Source organism: Gammaproteobacteria bacterium (assembly GCA_027296625.1).
Classification (GTDB): domain Bacteria; phylum Pseudomonadota; class Gammaproteobacteria; order JAKEHO01; family JAKEHO01; genus JAKEHO01.
Window position 1 is genome coordinate 1 of record JAPUIX010000151.1, and the last position, 25,618, is coordinate 25,618.

At 53.8% G+C, this 25,618-nt stretch carries 27 protein-coding genes and 1 tRNA gene; 15 read left to right on the top strand and 13 right to left on the bottom strand.

The genetic code is table 11. The features are described 5' to 3' along the window. Positions 1–69: 69 nt before the first annotated feature. Both O6944_08460 and O6944_08465 read right to left on the bottom strand, forming a co-directional pair. On the bottom strand, positions 70–1,062 hold the full coding sequence (locus O6944_08460; GenBank protein MCZ6719164.1) for an asparaginase: 993 nt from the start codon (positions 1,060–1,062) through the stop codon (positions 70–72). Between the two features lie 52 nt (positions 1,063–1,114). Further along, the gene (locus O6944_08465) at positions 1,115–1,615 is read right to left on the bottom strand and encodes a DUF1499 domain-containing protein (protein MCZ6719165.1); all 501 of its coding nucleotides are present in this window, start codon (positions 1,613–1,615) and stop codon (positions 1,115–1,117) included. A gap of 141 nt (positions 1,616–1,756) precedes the next feature. Between O6944_08465 and O6944_08470 the strand changes: the two genes are divergently transcribed. From O6944_08470 to bamE, 3 genes are read left to right on the top strand one after another with little or no spacing between them, the layout of a single operon-like run. Next, entirely contained in the window at positions 1,757–2,230 is a 474-nt protein-coding gene (locus tag O6944_08470; protein ID MCZ6719166.1) for a hypothetical protein, read from the top strand. Beyond that, positions 2,163–2,480 carry an HAD family hydrolase gene (locus tag O6944_08475; protein ID MCZ6719167.1) on the top strand — a complete coding sequence of 106 codons (318 nt, stop codon included), beginning with the start codon at positions 2,163–2,165 and terminating at the stop codon, positions 2,478–2,480. Before O6944_08470 ends, O6944_08475 begins: the two co-directional genes overlap by 68 nt. 1 nt (position 2,481) lies before the next feature. Then, positions 2,482–2,772, top strand: coding sequence for an outer membrane protein assembly factor BamE (gene bamE / locus O6944_08480; protein ID MCZ6719168.1), 291 nt, complete (start codon positions 2,482–2,484; stop codon positions 2,770–2,772). Positions 2,773–2,851: 79 nt separating this feature from the next. Here the strand turns inward: bamE and O6944_08485 are convergent, their stop codons facing one another. Further along, positions 2,852–3,262, bottom strand: coding sequence for a cereblon family protein (locus tag O6944_08485; protein MCZ6719169.1), 411 nt, complete (start codon positions 3,260–3,262; stop codon positions 2,852–2,854). Positions 3,263–3,295: 33 nt separating this feature from the next. Next, a complete protein-coding gene (locus O6944_08490; protein MCZ6719170.1) occupies positions 3,296–4,099 on the bottom strand; it encodes a sulfite exporter TauE/SafE family protein in 804 nt (267 codons plus the stop codon). Positions 4,100–4,336: 237 nt separating this feature from the next. Here O6944_08490 and O6944_08495 point away from each other — a divergent pair, with 237 nt between their 5' ends. Both O6944_08495 and O6944_08500 read left to right on the top strand, forming a co-directional pair. Further along, entirely contained in the window at positions 4,337–5,302 is a 966-nt protein-coding gene (locus tag O6944_08495; protein ID MCZ6719171.1) for a complex I NDUFA9 subunit family protein, read from the top strand. Next, positions 5,299–6,516: a multifunctional CCA addition/repair protein gene (locus O6944_08500; GenBank protein MCZ6719172.1), complete on the top strand. Its 1,218-nt coding sequence runs from the start codon at positions 5,299–5,301 to the stop codon at positions 6,514–6,516. Before O6944_08495 ends, O6944_08500 begins: the two co-directional genes overlap by 4 nt. Positions 6,517–6,540: 24 nt before the next feature. Here O6944_08500 and O6944_08505 read toward each other — a convergent pair whose 3' ends face one another. The 3 genes from O6944_08505 to O6944_08515 form a co-directional block, all read right to left on the bottom strand. After that, positions 6,541–7,338 (bottom strand): undecaprenyl-diphosphate phosphatase, encoded by a 798-nt coding sequence (locus O6944_08505; protein MCZ6719173.1) that lies wholly within the window; start codon positions 7,336–7,338, stop codon positions 6,541–6,543. Between the two features lie 51 nt (positions 7,339–7,389). Then, on the bottom strand, positions 7,390–8,604 hold the full coding sequence (locus tag O6944_08510) for an SAM-dependent methyltransferase (GenBank protein ID MCZ6719174.1): 1,215 nt from the start codon (positions 8,602–8,604) through the stop codon (positions 7,390–7,392). 78 nt (positions 8,605–8,682) lie between these two features. Further along, positions 8,683–9,204 (bottom strand): phosphatase PAP2 family protein, encoded by a 522-nt coding sequence (locus O6944_08515; protein MCZ6719175.1) that lies wholly within the window; start codon positions 9,202–9,204, stop codon positions 8,683–8,685. Positions 9,205–9,432: 228 nt separating this feature from the next. Here O6944_08515 and O6944_08520 point away from each other — a divergent pair, with 228 nt between their 5' ends. Beyond that, positions 9,433–10,185, top strand: a complete 753-nt coding sequence (locus O6944_08520; GenBank protein ID MCZ6719176.1) for a pteridine reductase — start codon at positions 9,433–9,435, stop codon at positions 10,183–10,185. 91 nt (positions 10,186–10,276) lie between these two features. Here the strand turns inward: O6944_08520 and O6944_08525 are convergent, their stop codons facing one another. The 5 genes from O6944_08525 to folB all read right to left on the bottom strand — a co-directional run bounded on the left by O6944_08525 (position 10,277) and on the right by folB (position 13,648). Continuing rightward, on the bottom strand, positions 10,277–10,642 hold the full coding sequence (locus O6944_08525) for a hypothetical protein (GenBank protein ID MCZ6719177.1): 366 nt from the start codon (positions 10,640–10,642) through the stop codon (positions 10,277–10,279). 82 nt (positions 10,643–10,724) lie between these two features. Continuing rightward, the gene (locus O6944_08530) at positions 10,725–10,979 is read right to left on the bottom strand and encodes a hypothetical protein (GenBank protein MCZ6719178.1); all 255 of its coding nucleotides are present in this window, start codon (positions 10,977–10,979) and stop codon (positions 10,725–10,727) included. A gap of 45 nt (positions 10,980–11,024) precedes the next feature. Next, positions 11,025–12,776, bottom strand: a complete 1,752-nt coding sequence (locus tag O6944_08535) for a putative sulfate exporter family transporter (GenBank protein ID MCZ6719179.1) — start codon at positions 12,774–12,776, stop codon at positions 11,025–11,027. Then, positions 12,766–13,290: a 2-amino-4-hydroxy-6-hydroxymethyldihydropteridine diphosphokinase gene (folK, locus tag O6944_08540; GenBank protein ID MCZ6719180.1), complete on the bottom strand. Its 525-nt coding sequence runs from the start codon at positions 13,288–13,290 to the stop codon at positions 12,766–12,768. The genes O6944_08535 and folK overlap by 11 nt, the downstream gene beginning before the upstream one ends. Position 13,291: 1 nt before the next feature. Beyond that, complete coding sequence (gene folB / locus O6944_08545; GenBank protein ID MCZ6719181.1) at positions 13,292–13,648, bottom strand: dihydroneopterin aldolase; 357 nt, start codon at positions 13,646–13,648, stop codon at positions 13,292–13,294. Between the two features lie 126 nt (positions 13,649–13,774). Between folB and plsY the strand changes: the two genes are divergently transcribed. Beyond that, on the top strand, positions 13,775–14,371 hold the full coding sequence (plsY, locus tag O6944_08550) for a glycerol-3-phosphate 1-O-acyltransferase PlsY (protein MCZ6719182.1): 597 nt from the start codon (positions 13,775–13,777) through the stop codon (positions 14,369–14,371). A gap of 39 nt (positions 14,372–14,410) precedes the next feature. On the opposite strand, the gene tsaD is transcribed toward plsY, so the two are convergent. Continuing rightward, positions 14,411–15,427 carry a tRNA (adenosine(37)-N6)-threonylcarbamoyltransferase complex transferase subunit TsaD gene (gene tsaD / locus O6944_08555; protein ID MCZ6719183.1) on the bottom strand — a complete coding sequence of 339 codons (1,017 nt, stop codon included), beginning with the start codon at positions 15,425–15,427 and terminating at the stop codon, positions 14,411–14,413. Between the two features lie 113 nt (positions 15,428–15,540). Here tsaD and rpsU point away from each other — a divergent pair, with 113 nt between their 5' ends. The 8 genes from rpsU (at position 15,541) to O6944_08595 (ending at position 24,621) form a co-directional block, all read left to right on the top strand. Continuing rightward, positions 15,541–15,756 (top strand): 30S ribosomal protein S21, encoded by a 216-nt coding sequence (gene rpsU, locus O6944_08560; GenBank protein MCZ6719184.1) that lies wholly within the window; start codon positions 15,541–15,543, stop codon positions 15,754–15,756. Between the two features lie 43 nt (positions 15,757–15,799). Beyond that, positions 15,800–16,249, top strand: coding sequence for a GatB/YqeY domain-containing protein (locus tag O6944_08565; GenBank protein MCZ6719185.1), 450 nt, complete (start codon positions 15,800–15,802; stop codon positions 16,247–16,249). Between the two features lie 172 nt (positions 16,250–16,421). Next, entirely contained in the window at positions 16,422–18,206 is a 1,785-nt protein-coding gene (dnaG, locus tag O6944_08570) for a DNA primase (protein MCZ6719186.1), read from the top strand. Positions 18,207–18,358: 152 nt separating this feature from the next. Continuing rightward, positions 18,359–20,218, top strand: a complete 1,860-nt coding sequence (gene rpoD / locus O6944_08575) for an RNA polymerase sigma factor RpoD (GenBank protein ID MCZ6719187.1) — start codon at positions 18,359–18,361, stop codon at positions 20,216–20,218. A gap of 434 nt (positions 20,219–20,652) precedes the next feature. Next, positions 20,653–20,726: transfer RNA gene (locus O6944_08580), tRNA-Ile, on the top strand. A 407-nt stretch (positions 20,727–21,133) separates the two neighbouring features. After that, entirely contained in the window at positions 21,134–21,817 is a 684-nt protein-coding gene (locus O6944_08585) for a DUF3313 domain-containing protein (GenBank protein MCZ6719188.1), read from the top strand. Between the two features lie 317 nt (positions 21,818–22,134). Then, positions 22,135–23,451, top strand: coding sequence for a guanitoxin biosynthesis MBL fold metallo-hydrolase GntH (gntH, locus tag O6944_08590; protein MCZ6719189.1), 1,317 nt, complete (start codon positions 22,135–22,137; stop codon positions 23,449–23,451). Between the two features lie 336 nt (positions 23,452–23,787). Next, positions 23,788–24,621, top strand: coding sequence for a hypothetical protein (locus O6944_08595; GenBank protein MCZ6719190.1), 834 nt, complete (start codon positions 23,788–23,790; stop codon positions 24,619–24,621). Positions 24,622–25,618: the final 997 nt, after the last annotated feature.

Sequence of the window (25,618 nt, forward strand, 5' to 3'; positions counted from 1 at the left end):
ACCACCCGACATCTCCACTTAATGATGTAATCGCATCGAACTATTTAGAAGTTTGCAATCCAGCGTTGCCTACAGCAACTCAAAGACAGTCCTTATCTCACCCGTTACTGTCCCTCGATGATTTGTAATCTTTGGTCGGACATATCGTTCTAGCGCCGCATGTTTAAGGCCTCTCAAAAGCCGTAACTGTCTTAGGACCTCTACGGTAACTGCCCCCAGGACGCGAGGCCCACCATCGACGATTTTAATTGCGACGCCAATGCCTCGGCTGCGTACGCCGATGCACTGGACGGCTTCCGCCCCTCCCTTTGACACCCACTTTTCCTTGCCCTCCTTCGTCAAGGCGAGATCAAGGCGCTTTGTTCCTGACACCATCTCTGGATATGCGGACATGGCACTGTAAATGACACTATGTGCATGCCCGTAAGCGCGATCCGTTCGCTGATCAGCCAACCGTGCGTAGGCATACGCCACATCTCTCAGGGGAAGGGCGAAGTTCGGTACGCCGCAACCATCAACACCTATCTCCATCGCCGACGGCGCAACTTCTGAATAATGCGAGACCGCGCTCCAGATAAGCTGTTGGACAGGATGAGACAGCTCGACGTAGCCGTTGATGGGCGTGCCGTTGAGTTTGCAAAGTGCCAGCATGCCCGCATGTTTGCCTGAGCAATTGTTATGCAGCGCGGTGAAGACAGCGTCGCCCGGCGGTTGCTTTCCCCGTGCTTCATAGTGAAGGGGCGTATGGATACCGCACTTGAGATCCTTTGCACTGCAACCGACCTTCTTCAAAATACTCTCAACAGCTTTTACGTGCCGCGGTTCACCCGAATGACTGCTACAAATCACTGCAATCTCTCTGCGTGTCAGTTGTAGTGCTCCGAATCCTTCATGAGCAACAAGTGGCACAGCTTGAAAAGGTTTGCACGCCGAACGCGTGAATGTTAACCAGTCTGAGCTCCCCGCACGATGGATCAGGTTACCGTGACGATCCACCACGGCAACGGACCCGTAATGCACGCTTTCTGTGGCTTCACCACGAGTGACAACCGCCAACGGCACGTGCTTTGAAACCTCAGGGTCTAAGGATTTCCTCAGCATGTATTCTGACCACTTAGCGCTGCTGCGAGCCAGGCTCAGGCACTTTCATGTCCAGCCATTGATAGAGATCCATCACATGCCGCGCGTTCGCACCCAGATCGCCCTTGCCTACCCGGGAGCTTGATCGGACATACACGGCACTTTTACCATCGGGACGGGGCTGCACGCGTATCACGACATCGTCCTTGAATCGCCAGAGCCGCGTCACCACCATCGCATTAATCGTCTTGGTCCTGGGACTCACACTCAAAACTTTCCAGCCGAGTGCATCAATTGCTCCAACCACTAGTCCGTACATCGCGTCCGCGTTCATCGCATAGGAGCGCAGGCGTAATTCGGGAAGGATATTGTGTTCCGTGGTCTCGGCGACATTCGTCGTCATGTAAGTGAAAAGCCGGTCTCTCAAGCCCGGCGGCACGGACAACGGCAAGCGATTGGCGATCAGACCGCCCACAACAAGCAGGACGCCGACCAATCCTACCGATACAGCGACGTACATCAACAGCTTAAACATACGGATACGCTAGTCACCGACCTCTCAATGGCTGGATCACTCACTGTGAGCCTGCGGATGATAGCAACCATAAAGGAGCCTCATTGTCCATCTACGCTATCCATCGACCAAGATGCTAGGATAATAGAAGACCTTCCGGCCATGAAAACCGCACCAAACACGCCAATTTTTATCAAGGCAATTACCGTCGACCTTGACGGTACGCTCTGGGATAACGAGCCTGTGCTGGCTAACGCCGACTGTCAATTGCACGACTGGTTCAAGGCACATTACCCGTTACTAGCTGAGAAGTTTTCAATTGAAAACCTCCGTGCGCTCCGCGATGACCTTGCAGACGGTGATCCCCGGCTCCGTTATGACATGACGGCGCTTCGGAAAGCAACCCTTCGGATCGCAGTCGAGGAGGCCGGTTACGGAGCGGGCGTGGCCGAGGAAGCATACAGCATATTCATGAGTCACAGGAACCAGGTGGAGCTGTACGATGACGTGCTCCCGGTGTTGGAGCGCCTCAGCACCTCTTATACGCTCTGTTCACTCACCAATGGCAATGCCGACGTCGACGAGGTTGAGCCTCGGGCATGTCTTTCATATTTCGCTTTGGACAAGCAAGGTTAATGCTGCGAAACCCGGCCCCGATATGTTCAGAGAAGCATGCCGGCGCGCGGGGGCACGCCCTGCGGAGACGGTGCATGTGGGCGATGAACCGGAGACAGATATTGTCGGCGCGCTGGCCGCTGGCCTTAAAACCGTGTGGATAAACCGCCACAGCCGCACCTGGACACATGCACAATCACCGCATGCGGAGATCCCTTCCCTGTGGGAACTGGAAACCCTACTGGCATCGTGGCAGAGCGCGAGTAGCTAACATGGTTGTAAAAACTTTCTTCCCGATTGCATTTCTGTTGATGTTCGTATTCCTTACAGCCTGCGGCCCAAGCATCAATCAGGAGAATTTTGATCGCATTCAACCTGGGATGGCAGAGATGGAAGTCCTCAATATCCTTGGTGAACCAACAGAGTCATCAAGTATGGCCATCGGCACGCTGTCGGGGACCACATCAACATGGGAAGACGAGAAAGGAAAGATCACCATTCAGTTCGTTAATGGAAAAGTCAAAGTCAAGAATTTTAAGAAATATAAGGATGCTTCTTCGTGACTCCAAGCGAAGCAACGCACAGACACAATAGGAATTGTCATTCGGCGCTTCTGCTAAATAGATCTATCCCGGTTTTTTATCACTGCTCCGAGACGAGGCGAGCGAGGATAAGACCGTGGAAGGAATCCCCGCCAGCACCCCGGAATAACCAACCCACGTGCTCGCCGCAGTTACCGCAGACCGCCACCTGCCAGCGGTAACCCGGGAACCAGGTGTACTCGTCCGTCGCGGGCCCGACATGACCACATCCCGACGCCTGGCGGAAACAACCGATGTGATAAGTAATGCCGTGTGGATTGGTATGGGTGTGCTCGTGGGAGCCGCTGACGGAAAAAACCTGGTCCTGAGTGGTGATTACATTGCCACAGGCACTACACAAAAGCCGGCGCCCCTTTCCTGTATCTTCTTCTTTCTCTTCAATCTCAATGAGCGCCTCGAGTTCGTCCTTCCCCCGGATATCGAAGAGCTGTAACACGCCTGCAGAACTCATATCAGCCTCATGCTCCAACCCGCTAAATCTACCTCACACCAACATTCTAATACCCACGATTGCCACGACAACGGCGAATAAACGCTGGAGTAACGGAACCGGCAAGGTGTGCGCAAGCCTTGCACCTAGCGGGGCAGAAAGGACGCTCGTGGCAGCGATCGCTACCACCGCGGGCCAGTAGACATAGCCAGTGCTTCCGGCGGGCAACGTTTCCTGGCCCCAGCTCACCGCAACCAGACCTGCCGTGCCCACAAGGGCGATGGGCACACCAATTGCGGCCGAAGTCGCCACAGCTTTACGAATGTTGACGTTGCACCATAGGAGAAAGGGCACCGTGAACGTCCCCCCGCCGATACCGAGCAGGGTGGAAAACGTACCAATGCCTGTGCCTGTGGACACCATGCCGACTGGTCCAGGTAGCTCGCGCTGCGGTGACGGACTCGCCACCAGGATTAGCTGGGTTGCCACGAACAACTGGAAGATCCCAAAAAAAATGCGCAGCACGTCGCTGGCAAGATGATCGGCTAATGCGGCACCCAGCACCGCGCCCAGGGCCACACCTGGTGCGAGCAGGTAGACGCTCTGCCACAACACCGCACCCCTTCGGTGATGGGCATAGGTCGAGGATAGCGCCGTAAAGATTATGGTCGCCAAAGAACTTGCCACTGCCATGTGCATGAGCCATTCAGCCGGATAGCCCTGCCACAGAAACAGAAAATAGAGTACCGGGACAATAACAAGCCCCCCGCCGATACCAAATAGTCCCGCCAACACGCCGGCAAGCGCACCGAGCAAGAGATAAAGGGTCAGGATTTCAAGAATACCGGGAGACGGCATGAAATTACGATATCATCCATAAAGCACATAGATTGCCTCGTTCTGGGCCATTGTACACAAGCCATTGCGAAAATTTGCCCATTAGCGCGACAGTACGGAAAGTTTCTGATGTGACGGGCTAAGAGAGCGTGGAGTCCGCTTCAATCAGCTGCGGATGCTCCCCGTGGGTACAGCACGGAATGCCGGCAACTTTTAACGAATCGATCAGTCTCAAGCTAGCGCTCACAGCCAACGGTTATGCAGATTCGAACAATAGGCATCCTCGGTGGTACAGGTTTTGTAGGTTCCCACCTTGTAAACCGCCTAACAAAAGACGGCTACCAGCTCCGCGTATTAACCCGTTCCCGGGAGCGACACCGAAACCTTTGGGTTTTGCCGACGCTGCAGCTCATCGAAGCGGATGTACATGACCCATTCCAGCTGAAGCAGCACCTTGATGGCTGCGACGCCGTTATCAATCTGGTGGCGATCCTGAACGAACGACGTCACGACGGAATCGGGTTCCGTCATGTGCATGTGGATCTGCCGCGGAAGATCATCGACGTCTGCAGGGAAAACAGGATAAAACGCCTTCTGCATATGAGCGCTCTTAATGCCGATGCAGAAAGTGGCCCAAGTTTCTATCTGCGCACCAAAGGCGAGGCAGAAGAGCTGGTGCACGAGGCGGCCGATGATAACCTAAAGGTGACAAGTTTCAGGCCTTCTGTGATCTTCGGTCCGGAAGACGACTTCTTCAATCGATTCGCCAAGCTCCTGAAGCTTACACCGATCTTCTTTCCGCTGGCCTGCCCCAATGCGCGCTTTGCGCCGGTGTATGTCGGGGACGTGACTGAGGCCATCGCGGGAATGATCGACACGCCCGGTAGCTTTGGCAAACGCTATAACCTTTGCGGCCCGCGCACGTACACATTGCGCGAGCTCGTCGAATACACGGCCAGTACATTACGCTTGCACCGCATCGTGATTCCTCTGAACGACCGTCTGTCCCGCATGCAGGCACGAACCTTGGAGTTTGTCCCGGGCAAACCCTTCTCAAGGGATAACTACCTTTCCATGCAGGTGGACAGCGTATGTCGCGGCAATGATCTTGAAGCGCTTGGAATCACGCCGGCGGCCCTGGAGGCGGTGGTGCCCCGCTATCTCACTGGCCGCTCCCAGGAAGCCCGTTTCCAGCGCTTTCGCAGCAGGGCAAGACGCAGTTGAAGATCTACCAGGTCGGCGGTGCCGTTCGCGATAAGCTGCTTGGGAAACCCGTGAAAGATCGGGACTGGGTGGTCGTGGGCGCGACCCCTGAGGAAATGGACGCCCTGGGTTATCAGCCCGTTGGCAAGGATTTCCCGGTTTTTCTTCATCCCGAAACCTACGAGGAGTATGCCCTGGCTCGCACCGAGCGCAAGACGGGCCCCGGGTACAAGGGCTTCGCCGTCCACTACGCCCCGGACGTCACCCTTGAAGACGATCTTGCGCGCCGTGACCTCACCATTAACGCCATGGCAGAGGACAGCGATGGGCGGCTCATCGACCCCTTTGGCGGACGCACCGATCTTGAAAACAAGATCCTGCGGCACGTCTCACCGGCCTTCATTGAGGACCCTTTACGGGTGCTGCGCGTGGCGCGATTTGCCACGCGCCTAGACTTTCAAATTGCGGACGAGACCCTTGCACTTATGCGCCAGATAGTGGAATCCGGTGAACTTGATCACCTGGTAGCGGAGCGCGTCTGGTCCGAGCTTGAACGCGCGCTCGGTGAAGCCCGCCCCGTGCGTTTTGTTGGGGTACTTAGAGACTGTGGCGCGTTAGAAACGCTCTTCCCGGATATCGAACGGCTGTTCGGTGTGCCCCAGCCACCCGAACACCACCCGGAAGTAGATACGGGAGTACATACGATGCTGGTGCTCGAACAGGCTGCGCGGCTTTCCAACGACAGACAGATCCGCTTTGCCGCACTCACCCATGATCTCGGCAAGGGCACCACGCCACCAGCTGAATGGCCGAAGCATACGGGGCATGAAGAACGCAGTGCGGAACTAATTCGCTTACTCTGCAAGCGCTACCGCATTCCGAACGCCTATCGGGACCTCGCCTTACTGGTTGCGCGATACCACGGGCGCTGTCACAGGGCGGCGGAGCTTCGCCCTGCGACCATGCTAAAGGCCCTGAAAGCGCTGGATGCATTTCGCAACCCGCAGCGCTTCGCGCAGTTTCTCCTGGCGTGCGAGGCGGATGCACGCGGACGCAAAGGCCTGGAAGAAAGAGACTACCCACAGGTGGAGATCTTTCGTAAAGCCTACATTGCTGCTTCAGAAGTCAATATCGATGCACTTGTGAGTGCGGGCTTGACGGGTAGGAAGATGGCAAGCGAGATCGAGCGTCTGCAAATCGAGGCAATTAAACAGGCGTCATCACCAAAGCCTTAATCGGATGCCGTGCGTACTGTCTGTTTACAGTATTATTGCGAACAGCACCAAGCCGAATGCAACCCTGTAAATCACGTATGGCAGCATGCCGGTGCGGTCAAGAAATTTAATAAAGAAATGAATCGTCAGATAGGCGCTAGCAAAAGCAATCAGCGTGATCAACGAAAATACCACGGGGTCTGATTGACTCTTTAGCGAGTACAGCTTGTAAATTTCATAGGCGCTTGCAAGCGCGATAATCGGTATGGCAAGCATAAAAGAAAAACGCGCCGCCGCCTGCCTTGTCAGCCCAAGCATCAAGCCCGCCGTCATTGTGATGCCTGCACGCGAAGTGCCGGGTACGAGAGCAAGCGCCTGCATGAGCCCAATGAGCAACGCATCCTTCAGTGTCACCGTATCTTCATCGCGGACCCTGCTCCCCTTGACATCAGCCAGCCAGAGAATGCCGCCGAAGACGATCGTCGTAGAAGCAATGATCAACGGGTCCCGGAATACGTTATCGGCGAAATCGTGCAACAGATAACCCAACACGGCCGCCGGGACGGTGGCGAGCAAGACAAGCCCAATTAAGCGGCGTTCTGGTGTTGCTGCCCTGCTCGCGTCACTGCCTGCTAGCGCCACTAAGCTTCCACGGATCTGTTTACGGAAGTAAATAATGACAGCGAGCAGCGTGCCAAGGTGGGCGGCGATATCATTGCCCAAGCCCTGATCCTCCCAGCCAACGAGATGCGGCAGGAGGGCCAGATGTGCGGAGCTGGAGATGGGTAGAAACTCCGTGATGCCCTGGATCAGGCCAAGGATGATTATCTGTTCAAGACTCACGGCAGCGTCCCTGACAACCGGTGTTCTTCTACCTTTCCCACGCTGCTGACGTTACAGCTTAGCGCGGTGATCCTGCACCGCGAAGCCTCGCAAGGGCATGTCTGAATTTTTCGCCAAGGCGATCACCTTAAAGCGTTCCCCCATCTCGCTCGGCAGAGTCAGTAACTTTACCTGTCGAGTAAGTTCCACAGCAGTACGGGTATCGCTCGGATCCGACGCCGTGAGCAGTTCATCGAGTCCACAGCCAAGTAAGAAGTGCGCTTGAGGTGTGAAACCCTGAACATCCAATCCAGCAGCGACCCCTGCTTCGGCGACGGCGGAAAAATCCACCCATGCGGTGATGTCCTGAAGACCAACAAAACGGAAGGGATCGGCATGGGCCCTGTGACGGTAGTGGCAAAGTAAGGTCCCCTCAGTACGTTGCGGATGATAGTACTCACGGCACGGGTAACCGTAATCGACAAAGAGGATCACCCCGACACTCAGCGCTTCAGCAATACCCCCGAGCCACATCGGCAAATTCAAGTTGAACTCGGTCGTGTAGCCATCCGGCAATCCGTGCAGCAGCTCGCCAAGATGTTGTTCGAAGGCACAAGCTAGCCCAGGTTCCGGTCCTTGCGCGAGCCACCTAAAGCCACCCGATTTGACCGACACACAGAGCTCTTGGATCCCGGCTGAATTAACCCGCAACCGGTGCACAGGCAAGGCGTCGAGCAACTCTGTGCCCAGGATCACCCCCCTCAGAGGGTCCCGCGGCAGGGAATCAAGCCAGCGGATCTGCCCCGAGAGGTGTGGGGCGCGTTCACCAATCACCGCCTTTTGCCGCGCCCTTAGGTCCCCACTGACCTCAAGAATAAGGTATTGCTTCGGCAGCGAGCCGAGCCTCTCAAGCTCAAGGAGTACGTCGGTTGCCATCGCACCGCTGCCCGCACCGAGCTCGAGAATACTCCCATCGTCGAGCGACTGTAGTACCTGCTGACACTGATGCGCCAGGCAGCGCGAAAAGAGTGGTGAAATTTCCGGCGCAGTGACGAAGTCGCCAAGGAAGCCGATCTTTTCAGAGCCCGCGCTATAGTACCCGAGGCCAGGCTCATACAGCGCCATCTCCATATAGCGCGCGAAACTTATCCTTCCGCCGTGGGAATCGATCTCGTCTTTTATTACTTGGACAAGGTGCTGACTGTGTGCCAACGCGTCACGATCCGGTTCCTGAAAATCGCCAAAAATATCAAAAAGCATGTTTTCCGCCATTGCCGGGCGCTTCATGAGACACAGGCTGTTACGGCACCGAACAGTGTCGCTGCGCTAAGGAAAGAAAGGATGCGCTTAAAGGCATGGATTGAATCATGGCGCCGCCAGGACATTCTTTTCCGCATCGGGTTTCAGCAACCAGTAGAGCGCGTAGGTCACCAGTATTGTGAACACGCCCGAAAAGATGACGTCACTCAAAAAGTGCGCCCCCTTCCCGATGCGCATAAGCCCAATCAGGCTTCCCAACGTTACTGCGCCGGCAATATAGAGCTTACGCCGTCTCCTCGCGAGCAACGCAAATGCGAGTGTCACAAACCCGATCGAGCAATCCCCACAGACGAAGGAACAATTTGTGTCGCACTGATCCGAAATGACAAATGCGGGCGTAAATTGTATATCGCCACCGAATTCACTGATGATAGCTGGCCTGGGTCGGCCGAAATGATCTTTAAAGATGACGTTTACAACCAAACCCAGGCCTAACACAAATGCGAGAAGTAGAAATACTAATGTGCGTTGGTGCGGAAGATATGCACCAAGTTTGCTGGATAGCCAAGAAAAGGCAAGAAAGATGAACAGCACAAACGCGATAATACACCCCAATTTACTAATCACGATGTGAAGAAAATCGAAAAAATGATTATTGAAAAGAATCACCCTTTCCCGGATTATAAAAGAGGCCAGAGAAATCGATATCCTATTCCGGAAACAAGATAAAGATCAAAGCGGCAGCGAGTGATCCTCCTAAAAACAGACGCATTTCTTATTCATTTTCTTTGTAGGTCGTCAAGAAATCGACATAATATCTACAATAAGGCCAGAAAGAGCATGGACTAATCTACCGTGCAGCATCATACAGGACCGCTTGAAAACACGACAGCGCTTATAACGGGCGGGGCTCGGCGGATCGGCGCGGAGATCACGCGGGGTCTGCACGGCGCCGGCATGAATGTGGTAATTCATTATCGATCCTCAAAGGATGAAGCAACCGCTCTTCAGAAAGAACTCAATAAGGCACGTAACGGGTCAGCACATCTGTTGCAGGCCGACCTCCTTGCGCTCGACACACTGCAGGGTCTTTGCGAACAAGCCCACGGCGTCTGGGGCCGTCTTGACGCCCTAATCAATAACGCCTCAGCGTTTTATCCAACGCCAGTGAATGAGGCGACAGAGGCTGACTGGAATGAGATTGTCGGGGTCAATCTCAAAGTGCCGTTCTTTCTGGCGCAATGCGCCATACCTTATTTGCGGGAGGTCCGCGGCACAATTATTAATATCGCGGACATTCATGCAGAGCGCCCATTGAAAGACTACGTGCTCTATAGCACCGCAAAGGCGGGCCTGATTATGTTGACCAAAGCATTAGCAAAGGATCTCGCGCCCGATATTCGAGTGAATGGCATTTCGCCAGGCGCTTTCATATGGCCTGAGGGCATCAGTGAGGCTGCAAAAACGCAGATTGTTTCCAGAACGTTGCTGAAACGTCAGGGGCGGCCGTCTGAGCTTGCAAGCGCCGTGGTGTTTCTCATCCGTGACGCGGATTATATAACCGGCCAAGTAATCACCATAGACGGCGGTCAGACGCTGACACCTTAGGACACAGGCGGCTCATTCTCTGCCGCCCTGCTGATTGACAAGCGTGGGATTATCTAATCACGAAGCAGGAAACAACAATGCTTCTCAAAGGCTACTTGAAATCGGGCAGCTCGCCATCCAGCCACCACTTTCTCCCTTCTTCTTGATACCACCAGACTTGTTTGTCTGTTAACTTCCTTATGATCGCGTCGTCCTCATGATAGTAGCTGAACTCGACCGTCATCAATGATTCTGTTTGATCCGACGTCACAACGCTCTCTGTCATCACGTAGGACGTCACCCGGATTTTCTTGAGATATTCAATATCAATTGCTTCACGCTCACCGTTTCTAATATTCAGATGACCAGCAGCCTCATTGTATCGACCCCACCGCAATGCGGCCCAGTACTCATAGGTCGTGTACTGAAGATTGTCCAAGCGGTCTTTCTTTTCGAGCCCGCCACAGCTCAGCATCATGGCGCACAAAACGCACGCCGCAACGCATCTGGTCCAATGTATCCACCAATCGGAACATCCGCTCGGTACATCTTTCATCCTGCTACTCCGAATACTTGGAACTGTTCCCAAGGTAGTTAACCGCTTCACTCACCTCAGGCGTTTCCGTATAGAAAAGAGCACTTGCATCAACGCCGTTTGATTTGGTAGCACTGATTATCCCATTGCCCGGCCCATGCGCGTTAAGCCATGGAATAACGACGAACGCGAAAAGAGCAAGCGCCAGAACACCTCCAATCAACGCCGCCCAGGGACGAAGCCGGTCAGGGGTGAAATGTATTTCACTAACTCTTACCACCTGTTCCCACCATTCATTCCGATTTCGTTTATCCCTACAAAGACATTAAATCTGAGCAGTGATTTCCGGGAATACCACGAAAAACATAAGGTATGCCATGAGCAACGTTAGTGTCAGATTAAACGCTTGGCCACAGAGATAGAGGATAATCGGTTTGCCGCCCTTGAAATATTTTGCCAGCTGACGGAAATCTGTAGCGAGTCCGATGCTGACAAATGCCAAGCAGAACAACCATCCACGCCACACCCTGGTCCAGCCGCCGATCACTCCATTACTGATCATGGCAGCGCCTCTATCGCTCCCCATAGTGTCGTAGATAAGCGAGCATAATATCGATGCGACGATAAACCCTAGAACGAATTTAGGAAAGCGATACCAGATTTCCATTGCGCTGGGTTTCGCACCAGTCCGATCGCGCTCCACCTTTGTGACCCAGTACAGCGCAACTCCAAAGGCGATCACGCCGATCAGGATATTTTGGATCATCTTCACCGTAGCGGCCACATACAGCGCTTGATCGCCCAAGAACGCGCCCGCAGCCGCTACTGCGCCGGTAGCATCAATCGTGCCGCCCATCCAGGCACCCCCCAAAACGTGGTCCATACCAACAGCCTCAATGAAATTTGGCATTACGATCATCATGATCGATGTAAATATCAGAGAAATGCCAACTGCGAGCGTCAACTCTTCCTTCTTTGCCCGACTCGCAGCAGCTGTAGCAATGGCGGCCGATACACCGCATACCGACATATCTGCAGACAACGTGATGTTCAAGGTTTTCGACGGCATTTTCACAATCCGTTGTCCAAACCAGTAAGTCGTAATCAATACGATAGGCGTCACCACCCAGGCAACAAAGATCCCTGGGATCCCAATAGTCAAGATCCGCCCAAACAGGATCTCAGCTCCAAGCAATACCAAACCGGTTTTAATATAAAACTCTGTTCGCACCGCCGGCACGGCCCACTTGGGGGTACCGACGGTGTTACTTATCAATAAGCCGAGCATGATAGCCCAAGCTGCGTACCCAAATCCCGATGCCTTTATGTCAGCCTGGGCGGCGATGAAAAAGGCCAATACCGCGAGGAAGTAAACAAAGGCAAAACCTTTCGCAAAGGCCAATCCGTTGCCGCTTATTACTTGGACGCCAATCGCGAACAAAACACATATGCCGACGCCCGATGCGATCAGGTAGCCGATTTGATTGTAGGCCTTCACCTTGGCGCTCTTCTTCGCCTTTGCGTCCTTGCGTTTCTGTATGCGATAGTCCGGAATGGCCGCGTCAGCTGCGCTATTTAACTCAGCGTTTTCAAAGTGCGCAGCGCGCGCCACATCTTCGGCCCGCTGTACTTTCGCCTCAAGTTTCAATGTTTTCTCGTGTACGGCGTCATATTTACGAGCAGATACGTCGGATCGTGCAGCCGCTTGATTCTCGGTGAGTAGGAATGCATCTAAAGGATTGGACATCCACTGATGCGGTTTCCCGATCCACTTCTTGATCGCCTTGGCATAAGGCTCGTTCGTGGCTTTAAGCTTATGCTTTGCATCATTCGCCTCATACCACGCGAGCGTGTGAAATGGCGCGATCCCAGCTTCTCTTTGCATCGTGGCGTTGGTACTTGCGATTTTTTCTTCCAATTGCTTGGGGGGATTCGGCAGAAAAATAGCCAACCCGACGATGATCAAGAAAAAGCCAATCCAAATGGCCCAGTAATCTTCCGCCCGCCACAGATCACTCCACGGCGCTGGATTTCGCGTAACACTGGCGGACTGGCCTGGATCGTCTTCAGACGTCACTGTGATCCCCAGTATGATTCAAACTGACGAATGGCGTGTCGACCGGCCAGAGTTTCTGCCCGGTCTTGTCGAATGTATGCCATAAATCGGCAAATCGCTTGCGGTTCACGGGATGGCGCATGTCGCCTGCGATTTCCGCCAGCGGACAGAGTACGAAGGCATAACGGATAATGTCCCCCCGAGGCAATTCAAGACCATCTTCATTCACCACGAGATCGTCGTATAACAACAAATCGAGGTCTACGTTACGCGGAGCGTGCCGACACTCATGACGCTTGCGGTCAAAGCGATCTTCAATCGCACGCAGGGCATCGACGATGGAATTCGGTGTGAGATCGGTGTTGAAACCTACCACCAAGTTATAAAAGTTGTCCCCGTTCAGCCCCACTGGCCTGGTTTCATACACTGTCGAAAGCTCTAAGGGCCCAAAACAATTTGACAGTGATGCGATCCCCTTACGGATATGTATTTCCGGGTCAATGTTACTGCCAATGCCTATGTACACTTGCGCCATGTTACTCACGGCTCCCGCGTTCAATTACCACGCCCACATCACGGACACCACGGAGCGCGCCCTGTTTGTTAACGCGCAGACGCAACCATGGGACGCCGAATTCATTAACGAGCATTTCAGCAGTACGCTCTGCGAGGGTTTCCACAAGCTGGAACTCACTCTCACCGACGAAGGCCATCAAGCGTTTCGCCACCGTCTTATAATTCAGGGTATCTTCTACGGAATCGCTGGTTGCCGCCTTGCCTATGTCGGTACCGATGTCGACGTCCAACACCACCGTTTGTTTGACACGGCGTTCCCATTCATTGACCCCGATGATTGTCTCGATACGGAGATCGCGGAGATAGATAATATCCATGTTTTCAGACGCTGGCGGATTGTGCCCGAGTCAGCTCTTCATTGCGTAGCACAAGATCCATTAATGGTGCCCCACTAAAACCGAAATGCCCTTGACCTGTCAAGCACACCCGATTCCAATATGCTCATGCTGCAAAACATTTTGCTGGTTACATTTGCCTATCTGATTGGCTCAGTTGCCTCGGCTATCGTCGTGTGCAGGCTAATGGGACTACCCGATCCGCGCACGAAAGGATCGCGCAATCCAGGCGCTTCGAACGTCTTGCGGGTCTATGGAAAAAACGTCGCGGCATGGACGCTTGCCGGTGATATGTTGAAGGGTTTCTTACCACTGCTCATCGGCCGGGTGTTCCACGCCTCTGATTTGATACTTGCATTCATGGGCCTTGCAGCGTTTCTCGGACACCTTTACCCAGTATTCTTCGGCTTTAAGGGAGGAAAGGGTGTCGCGACGCTGATCGGCGTTTTGTTCGGCATGGCATGGCCTTTAGGTTTGGTCTTTGTGCTCACGTGGCTGCTCGTAGCCGCAGCCTTTCAATATGCATCGCTCGCGGCACTGGTCGCCGCCGCGCTCGTGCCGATATACACGGCGTTCCTGCTCCCGGCACTACCCTATCTCATCGTCAACAGTGCCATCGCAGCCCTGTTGGCATGGCGTCACCGCTCCAATATGCGCAAGCTTCTGGATGGGACCGAGGACAAGATAAGTTTTAACAAAACCTAGAATCCATAGATCCTGCCATTGAAACGCCGAGCGCGTGGTTCACTCGACGATCGGCCCAAGGGTTTCCATGGGCCAGCGAGGTTGTGCACTAAAAGCCAGCGGTTCCCGCAACCCAGCCGCCAACCGTCGGTAACCCGCGTATGCGATCATTGCCCCATTATCAGTACAAAACTCCGGACGCGGGTAATAAACCGTCGCGCCCTCCTCTTCGGCGAGCTCAGCAAGTCGTCCACGCAACTCCTCGTTAGCGCTCACGCCGCCTGCTGCGACCAGGGACTTTAGACCTGTCTCCGAGAGCGCTCTGCGACACTTGATCACCAGGGTATCGATGACGGCATCCACGAATGCCCGGGCGATGTCTGCACGGCTCTGCGAGTCATCGCCCGCTTCCTTCAGCGCATTAATGGCAGCTGTCTTGAGTCCGCTGAAGCTAAAATCGAGTCCTGGACGATCGGTCATGGGGCGCGGGAAGCGAAAACGTTCTGAACGGCCGCTCTTAGCCAGTTCCGCCAACGGAGGTCCTCCTGGAAAACCAAGGCCAAGCAATTTTGCCGTCTTGTCGAACGCCTCGCCTGCAGCGTCATCCACAGATTCGCCCAGCATGTCGTAGCCGCCCACGCCATTTACGCGCACCAGTTGCGTATGACCACCAGACACCAATAATGCAATAAAAGGAAATGCCGGAGGATTCTCCTCCAGCATTGGGGCAAGCAAATGTCCTTCCATGTGATGCACACCGACTGCCGGTACATCCCAAGCATAGGCGAGGCTACGACCAATGGAGGCGCCAACCAGCAATGCACCAATCAGTCCTGGACCCGCGGTATAGGCAATACCGTCAATATCGCGTGCTTGAAGCTTCGACTCCAACAACACAACCTTGATGAGAGGCAAGGTCTTTAGGACATGGTCCCTGGACGCAAGCTCAGGCACAACACCACCAAATTGGGCATGCACACGCTGGCTATATAGGGCGTGCGAAAGTAATCCGGCTTGAGAGTCGAAAATCGCGACACCAGTTTCATCGCAGGAAGTTTCTATTCCAAGTACGCGCATGTCTCACCAATCGCAACGTTAGCTGGCTTGGTAGCTTTGATGCATGGGAAATAAGTGTGTATAATCGCCCGTTTATTTTGCCCTATAGTGAGCCAAACGGAAAATCCAAGTTTATGCCGTCGATCAAGGTAAGAGACAACGAACCCTTTGACATCGCGCTCCGGCGGTTCAAGCGCGCTTGCGAGAAGGCGGGTATTCTAGCTGAAGTACATCGACGCGAATCCTACGAAAAACCAACGCAGCTGCGCAAGCGTAAGGCTGCAGCCGCGGTTAAGCGTTGGCAAAAGAAACTATCAAAACAGCAGGCTCGGCGTGCGCGCCCATACTGACCTCCACCGTTCTTCACTCCTTAACACTCGGCACATCACTTGAATGTCACAGACACTCAAGCAACAGCTTGACGAAGACATCAAGGCGGCAATGCGAGCCAGGGACAAGCAACGTCTTGGGATCTTAAGACTGATTCTAGCTGCCATTAAACAAAAGGAGATTGATGAGCAGGTGTCGCTCGATGACGCAGGTGTGTTGGCGGTCCTCGATAAACTGGCACGCCAGCACCGGGAGTCCATTAAACATTTCGAGAATGCCGAACGCCAGGACCTTGTGGCCACGGAAACGTACGAGCTACAGGTCGTCAAGGAGTACCTGCCGGCACCCTTGTCAGACGCCGAGATTGACACCTTGATCGACGCCGCGATCGCGGACACCGGGGCCGCTTCCATGAAGGACATGGGAAAGGTCATGGGCGTTCTGAAACCAGCGTTGCAGGGCCGCGCCGACATGGGGGCCGTGAGCGGCCGCGTCAAACAACGGCTGAACTGAGGATAGGATCCTCCCAGACGAATTGTTGCCCTGACCGCCCCTGTCCCGGGCGGCCTGTCCTGATACCCTCTTGATAATAATGCAATTATTGGTATGCCAGGACACCCCTGGCCAAACCGCTGTAATTCGAGAGCGTCCCCGCTATACTCCCACAATCGAGACGCACTCACCCATGGCCGGCCAGATCCCCCAAGAATTTATTCAAGAGCTCCTCAGCCGGTTCGACATCATTGACGTCATTGACGAGCGCCTGCCACTGCGCAAAGTGGGGCGCAACCATCAAGCGCTGTGCCCATTTCACGAGGAAAAGACAGCGTCGTTCACCGTCAGCCAGGAGAAGCAGTTTTATTACTGCTTCGGCTGCGGCACGAACGGTTCCGCCATCAGTTTTCTGATGGAGTTCGCTCATATGGGGTTTCTCGACGCCGTTCAGGAACTGGCAGACCGGGCAGGTCTTGAGATCCCGCAGAAGTCTGGGACCTTCAGGCGCGGCGAAGACCACACCGCGCTCTACGAACTGCTTAAAACCGTAGCGAACTATTACATGCACCAGTTGCGCGAGCACAAGGTTAGCGGAGGTGCCATTGACTATTTGAAAGATCGCGGGGTGACCGGAAAGCCGGCTGCTGAGTTCGGGCTCGGTTACGCGCCCGCAGGGTGGGACAACCTGTTGCGCGCCCTTGGCACAACCGATGAGGTGGTGACAAATCTTGTCCGCACGGGAATGCTGATTGAGAAAGATGGAGGCGGCTATTATGACCGTTTCAGGGAACGAATCATCTTCCCAATTAGAGACCAGCGGGGGCGCATCGTCGGATTCGGCGGTCGTGTGCTGGGCGAAGGCATGCCGAAGTATCTGAACTCCCCGGAAACCGCCATATTTCACAAGGGCCGAGAGCTGTACGGGCTTTATGAGGCCCGCCAAGCCGTCAAAGACATTGAACGTTTATTTGTGGTTGAGGGATATATGGATGTACTGGCGCTCACCCAGTTCGGACTACGCACTGCAGTTGCCACCCTGGGGACTGCCGTAACAAAAGAACATTTGGAACGCCTATTCCGAGTCACTCCAGAAATCGTATTTTGCTTCGATGGCGATGAAGCTGGGCACACAGCCGCCGGGCGCGCCTTGGAACTTGCCCTGCCACAGCTCCGAGACGGCCGACAAGTCAGCTTCATTTTTTTGCCCGAAGGCGAAGATCCGGACAGTTATATCCGCAAAGAAGGGCGTACTGCTTTTGAAGACCGCGGCAAGGCGGTACCGCTCTCGGACTTCCTGTTCCAGAGGCTGGCGAGAAGGACTGATCTTTCCACCCTGGATGGGCGCGCTCGCCTGGTGGAGATCGCTAAGCCATTGATATCAAAGCTTCCTACGGGCGCTTTCCAAAAACTCTTGGAGAAGCGCCTCGCAGAAATTGCGCGCATAGAGCCCGAATTTTTGTCTACAATTATCAAGAGTGGGAGGCAAGCCCGACAGGGCGCCTCAGGCCCAAAGCGAAGCGGTGGAGGATCCACATCGCCTTCACTGGTACGCAGTGCAATAACCCTGCTCCTGCAGGAGCCGACGTTAGCCACGCTTGTTCCGGACGCGTCGGAACTCAAAGATGCGGGTATGCCGGGTATAGAGCTTCTGATAGAACTCATTCGATTTGCGCAGGCAAAACCCGACATTAGCTGCGGCGCGATCATCGAGCGCTGGCGCGGGACCGACGAGGGCCGGCATCTGGCGAAATTAGCGGTCTTGCCACACCACCTTTCGGAAACCGGGATTAGGGAAGAGTTTTTGGGTGCCGTGAAACGTATTCTCGAACTGTGCAATCGGCAGCGGAGGGAAACCCTACTCAAAATCGCACCGGTGGATCTGACGGCGACACAAAAACAAGAGCTCCACCGCCTCCTGGCATTTTCCTCGTCGAGCGAGGCTGGAACCTCTGAAGAGATGGATAAACTCAGCTAAGAACACGCCGATGGACTATACTCAGCGGTTACTTTTCGCCCGATCTTGCGCTAGTCAGATACCCGGCGCTCAGCAATTCAGCTCTCGAAATTCCCACTTAACATCTTTAAATTCAACAGATTAGTCGCAATATAGGCATTAAAGGACTGACTATGGACGAAACTGAACAGATTGAACATAGCAACGAGCAGTCGCAACTAAAACGGCTGATTGCCAAAGGCAAAAACCAGGGCTTTCTCACCTATCATGAGGTCAATGACCACCTCCCAGACGACATCGTTGACCCTGAGCAGATTGAAGACATCATCAACATGATTAATGACATGGGCATCACGGTCCACGAAACACCACCGGATTTAGATTCCCTGTTGATGACCGAAGACACTTCCGACACCGATGAAGACGCAGCGGCTGAGGCAGCTGCCACACTCGCGAATATAGACAAAGAGTTCGGTCGAACAACCGATCCCGTGCGCATGTACATGCGTGAGATGGGAACGGTTGACCTTTTGACACGCGAGGGTGAGATCCGAATTGCAAAACGGATCGAAGAAGGGATCAATCAAGTGCTCACCGCGTTGGCAACATACCCAGGAACAATTGAGACGCTGCTAAATGAATATGACAAGATCGAAGCAGGCCAGCTGAAGCTGACCGAACTCATTACAAGAGTCGGTCATCCCGACGAATTTATTGACGCCAGTACCGGGGCAGCGTATCCACAGGATGTCGAAGATGCCGACGAGGACCATGATGACAACAAGGATAACGAAGTTGATGAAGATCCGCTGATTCAGGCGTTGGAGGAAGAGGTCAGGGAGCGCTTTCAGACCCTGCGCAAGCTGAATCAAAAAACACTGTCTGCAACAAAACGCTACGGACGAGATCACAAAAAACCGCAGAAGCTCCAGGAACAATTATGCGAAAACTTTCTTGAACTAAAGCTCGTTCCAAAACTCATTGATCGGCTTATCAACGATATTCGCCAGATAGTAGATGCGATCCGCACGCAGGAACGGACCATCATGGGGCTGGTTGTTAAGCGCGCACGCATGCCGAGAAAGGATTTCATCAATTTGTTTCCCGGCAATGAAACTAACCTAAAGTGGGTAAAATCTCTTGCCAGGTCGCGCACGAAACCGTATGCGAAGGCGCTAAAAAAAGGAGAGTTACAAGACGAAATCCTCAAGGCCCAGGCGAAGCTGGCGACCCTGGCAGATATCTGTGGCTTGACCGTAGCCCAGATGAAGGAGATCAATCGGCGGCTGTCCATCGGCGAGGCCAAAGCGCGGCGCGCGAAGAAGGAGATGGTAGAGGCGAACTTGCGATTAGTAATCTCAATTGCGAAAAAGTACACAAATCGCGGACTACTGTTTCTTGATCTCATTCAGGAAGGCAACATCGGATTAATGAAAGCAGTAGACAAATTTGAATACCGTCGCGGATACAAATTTTCGACGTACGCCACGTGGTGGATTCGCCAAGCCATTACGCGCTCAATCGCAGATCAAGCACGGACCATACGCATACCCGTACACATGATCGAAACGATCAATAAGCTGAATCGCATTTCAAGGCAAATTTTGCAGGAACAAGGTCGTGAACCTACGCCGGAGGAACTAGCCGAACGTATGGAGATGCCAGAAGAAAAAGTTCGCAAAGTACTAAAAATCGCAAAAGAACCGATCTCGATGGAAACGCCGATTGGGGATGACGAGGATTCGCACCTCGGTGATTTCATTGAAGACACCAGCATGCAGGCACCTGTAGACTCGGCTAACTTTGAAGGGCTACGCCGCGCGACCCGGGAAGCATTGGAGGGCCTGACATCAAGGGAAGCCAAGGTCCTGCGCATGCGCTTCGGGATCGAAATGAACACCGACCATACATTGGAGGAAGTCGGCAAGCAATTTGACGTCACTCGAGAACGTATCCGGCAGATCGAAGCCAAGGCGCTTCGGAAGCTCCGGCATCCGTCGCGCTCCGATCAGATGCGGTCCTTCCTCGCGTAATCAGCCTGCATCCCGGGCCTGTAGTTCAGTTGGGTGAGCCGGAATAAGAAATTGATTCAGTGAATCAATTTCCCGGCGAACGCCAGACCAGGGACGGGAGGGCCGGAATTCGCAAGACCAAACAATGTGACGACACGGAAGTCAGGTAAGATGTCAATTCATGGCCAGGTAGCTCAGTCGGGTGAGCCGGAATAAGAAATTGATCCAGTGAATCAATTTCCCGGCGAACGCCCTGCCAAGGACGGAAGGGCGGGAGTTTGCAGAAGCAACCGGTGCGACGACATGGATGTCATTAACACAGTCAACTATTGGCTGGCCGGTTCGGTTCGGTGCACAATGGGATGGAAACCGCTAACGCTCCAACATAGCGTTTTGAGCAGGAATAACCTTACACGGATGAACGACACCCCAGATCCAATTTCTAGCAGAACAATGGGCCTGTAGCTCAGTTGGTCAGAGCAGGGGACTCATAATCCCTTGGTCGTAGGTTCGAGTCCTACCGGGCCCACTTTATAATCAAAGGATTACACAATACACGCGTAGAGGCTTCTTTATCCCTGTGTAATTTCTGTGTAATCGCGACAACAAACCTAACGCAGAATCTCCTCATAATGTTCCGTACGAAGGCCACAGGGATTAACTAACTAAGGTGCAATGTCCGCTTCCGACCCAAAGCGGACATTCGTCTACTGGCCAGCAGTCGCTTCATATTAGTAGCATCCGATCCATCCGGAATGACAGTACGAGGAGGGAGACTATGCAGACCGAGCCGCTTCAACAGACAAGTCGAACAGGTTAGAATGCGATTTTCGGAATTGGGGGATCAGCTCTACCGAGTATAAGCGGCGGGAAACGCGCCGGGCCCGAGGGATCGGGCAATCATTCTTTATTTAATTAACGGGGAGAAAAACTACCATGAGAATGAAGACCAAGACAGTTTCGGCAACGATCGCCAGTATCGCGCTGATCATGGGCATGCAGGTAATTGCGGCAGAGAAAGTCGGGGAAACAGGATTCCTTCAGGACTATTCTCTCTTGTCGCAGGTCGATCCCGATAACCTCGTCAATCGGGTTTATATTAAAGAGGGCGTCGATTGGAGTGCCTATGACACGATTCTCCTTGACGATGTCGTGTTCTTCATAGCCGATGATGCCAAGTACAAGGGCTTCGAGGCGGAAGAGCTCGCAGACCTGGGAACGGCCTTCCAACAGTCCATGATCATCAATCTTGCCGGTGCGTATGAATTCACGGATACGCCGGGGCCCGGTGTCCTGAGGATCAGAATGGCCGTAACCAACCTGGTCCCTAACAATTCCGTGACGGGAACCGTGAGCACCATCATGCCGATCGGTCTCGGCCTGAGTGTGGTGAAGAAAGCCGTCACGGGAACGCACATCGGCATGGGAGAGGTCGCCTTCGAAGGGGAGATGATCGATGCCCAGACGGGCGAGATACTGGGTGCGGTCATGGACTCAAAGACGGGAGAAAAGTACAAGGTTGCAAAATCGATTTCAAAGTGGGGACACGTCAGGGACGTGTTCAACACTTGGGGAACTAACTTGCGACAGCGTCTCGATCAACGCTCTGGGAGGCTGTAGCGCTACCGAGATCGGCACCTGAACTCTACGCCGGTGCGATCGCAATGACCTGCGTGAGTCGCCCTACGGCGATTACCAATGTTGGTGTGCGAATGGCTTTTCGCTGACTTGGGAACGTCTGCTTTCGGCCGAAAGCAGACGTTCACGAATGTCCGGAAACGACCCAAAGCGGTCATTCGCTACGACGCCCTAGAGCGTGTTATGTCTGCCCACAAACGCCCTCCAGCCGCGGCGCTTTCTTATACTTTCCTATAAGTCTGCTTGCTATACTGCGTCCGGTCTGTCGGGCTTTCAATGCTGAATAGGGGGTGCAGGTCATGAATGAACTGGGAAATCGGTTGGCGTTGGTATCTATCAGCGTGCTCATTGTTGCGGTAATACTCGTGCTCACGGTCGTCGATATTGACATCAGTATCAATACGAATGACAGCCAAGCCGAACCGACAGAATGGTCACCGACGAAACCCTTCCCGGAGCGCGATGTCTATTTCCCGGGCACAGAGGAACTCATGCCGGATGAAATGCGGGTCATTGCGTGCGGCACCGGCATGCCGCTTCCAAGACTGAAACAGGCCGCTGCCTGCTTCCTCGTTGAACTTGGAAATGGCGACAAATTTATTTTTGATATGGGTGAGGGTTCGTTCGAGCGGATCAATGCTCTCGGTATCCCGCTGGATCAGCTCAATAAAGTTTTTCTCGGTCACTTGCACATGGATCACGCTGGCGATTTTCCGGCCTTCTACGCGATCGGGCCGGTGAACAACCGCCTGACGCCGCTGACTGTTTACGGCCCGAGCGGGGTTAAACCCGAATGGGGAACGAAGGCTTGGGCCCGGGCGATGAAGGACATGTGGGCTTGGGAACTAGCGAGCCGCGGCGGTTCTATTGACCCGCGCGGCCTGAAACTCAATGTCGTCGAGTTTGACTGGATGGCCGTCAACAACGTCATCTATGACGAAAACGGAGTGCAGATTAGGACGATTCCGGCCATTCATGCCGATCAGTCCGTGAGTTTCATCCTCGAATGGAATGGCCTGAGTTTCGCATTCTCGAGTGATACGTTGCCGAACGTCTGGTGGGCGGAGCATACAAAAGGTGTGGACTTGTCGGTCCACGAATGCTTTCCGCCGCCCGAAGTGTTTCAAAAGATACTGGACTTCACACCTGAGGAAGCGGTACTCATAGGCACACAGGGCCACACGACGGCGGCTGCATTCGGCAAGATCATGGCCTTGACCGAGCCGCGTCATGCGGTTTGCTATCACTTCCAGAATGACTTCAACATCGCGCCAGCGGTTCGCGAGGCCATACGCCAGACGTATGATGGACCGCTTGATCTTGCGGTGGATTTCATGGTTTGGAACGTGACGAAGGACGAGATTCGGACCCGAATGGCTATGCCGAACCACGAATCCATCTCGGCGCCTGTTCAGCGTGCGAAAATGCCGCCGCCGAATCCGTACAAATGGACGGTCTTTAGCCTCATGGGCGTGGAGCCGGAATCGGCCGCCGTCACGAACGAGGTGATCGCGAAATACAATCAAGAAAATGGTCTTGACGTTAAGCCCACCCTGACCGCGATTCCGTTCCTGACCGATGAGCAGTTGAAGCAGATGATGCAACAGCTTCAGTAGCGCATGACTGTTTTCTGTATGAGCTAAGGCCATTGGCGGGCTCCTTCGAGAGCCGTGCTATCTACAGATATCACATCAGAGAAATAGGCCTGAATAATAAGAAGACACAGCGTTATGCTGGGGTTTCCTTGTTCGGCAAATGTCCGCTTCTGGCCGCAAGCGGCCGTCCGAGGTTAGCGGCAAGGTCATAGAACAAGGGGCTGGACACGATTGGTTAATTGATTCGGGACATAATTAATTTTGGTTACGAAAGCACTCCATTACCGAACGAAATAGGTGCTCAGTTTGCGGGTGATGTTTCAAACCTCGCAATATCAAGCTTTGGGGGGAGCTAACATGGAAACTCGCAGGTTACTAATAATCACCATGATGATTTCAATACTTGGCCTCGGCAGTCCACTTGCACGTGCTGAGGACAGTGGGTCCAAATCCAGTGACTGGGACTTCAGCGCCGCCATCTACCTCTGGGCATTGGGCCTGAATGGCAATGTGACAGTCAACGGGGTAACTGCTGAGATTGACGAGAGTTTCATTGACATTGTCCGGACCTCCGATTCGGTGTTTGCGTTGCAGCTGCACGGCGAGGCATGGTGGCGAGAAAGATGGGGAGGCTTCCTGGACCCAACCTATATAAAATTGGGTTTCGATAATCAAGTATTGGCGGTACCGCCGGGACCGATCGTGCCGGCGATCATTGGTGATGTGGATATCGAGATTTGGCTGGTGGAGTTCGGTGGGTTTTATCGTGCCGGCCGTTGGGCCTACCGGCAGGGGCAGGGTGATCGGGGTTGGACGCTGGACCTCCTCGCCGGGGGCCGCTACACCTCCCTCGAGCAGGAAATTACATTCAAGGTCCCCCCGCTTCCTCAACTCAAAGCCGACCAGTCTTGGACAGATCCCTTCTTCGGTGGGCGTGCCATCTTCGATCTGACGGAACGCTGGGCGTTTAGACTGCGGACCGATATCGGCGGATTTGGCGTCGGATCGGACTTCACGTTCAACGCCTCGGGTCTCTTTGATTATCGCTATGTTGGATGGGGGCTCGACATGGATATCCTGGCTGGGTACCGTGGTCTATACCAGGACTACAGCACGGGAGCTGGGCCTACCGCGTTTGTCTGGGACGTTTGGATGCACGGGCCGTTGTTGGCGTGGAACATCCGATGGTAGGGTCGTGGGCCCAGGTAGCCTTGGTTGTGGCCGCTGGTAGGCCAGCTGATAAATCGCTCGAACAACCTTTAATAAATGCGAATGTCCGCTCTTGGCCGAAAGCGGACGTTCGGTACGATACCTAAAGCGTGTTATTAACGCGTCTTGTAGTCAGGAATTCCTACAGGGCGTAGCATTCGCGGTTAGCCCGATTTGTCTGGAACAAATCGGAAGGTTGCGAAGCGACGGCTCGAAGGGCCGAGTACAAGGAGGTACGGAGTGATCCCGATGTGCAGTGATGCACAAGTGCCGGCCGCCGTCGGCATCCTGCCTACTGTGGCACTCGCACATCGCTCGGCATCGCGAAGTGCGGGCGACCTATAGAAGTGTAGGGCAACGCAGGAGCGGTTGCCGAGACGCACAGGGGCGGCCACCCTGTCCGCCATTTATTGCGATAGTGTCTCTTGCCTCATGCGTTGATACGTCTGCTCTCCCGTGGGTTTCCTGACAACCCCATTGACCATTAGCGAGCGAACATTTCACGTTCACCTGTTCGCATACCCGCAGTACGCCCTTGACCACGAACGAGATGTCACTCGAATCTCCCTGGGTTTCTACGGAGCCTATCATCAGCTGCCTTACGTTCTCGCCAAGCAAAACGACCTTCATGCTCGCAAATCGCTGACCATCACCGAACGCGATTGTTCTAGGAACAGCCTTTACCATCTCATTATTGATCAACTCATCAAGTGCTAACTTTGATAATATGGCCAAGGAAACTACCGAGCTTAAGAAGCAGCAATACCTCCGGTCAGTATTGTCAACTTAACGAATTGAGCCGTATGTAACCATCTGTTTTTATTAAATGAAAAAGCTTAACATTAAGGTAAGTTAACAATACCTCTGATAGGCGTTGCCTGTAATGACCGGCTGGATGGCAGGACATGTAACGATATTTTGGAAGGTAGTAAGGACAATGACACTGTTGTTTGGTCTGCAGGTTTAGATCTAGCTGGTG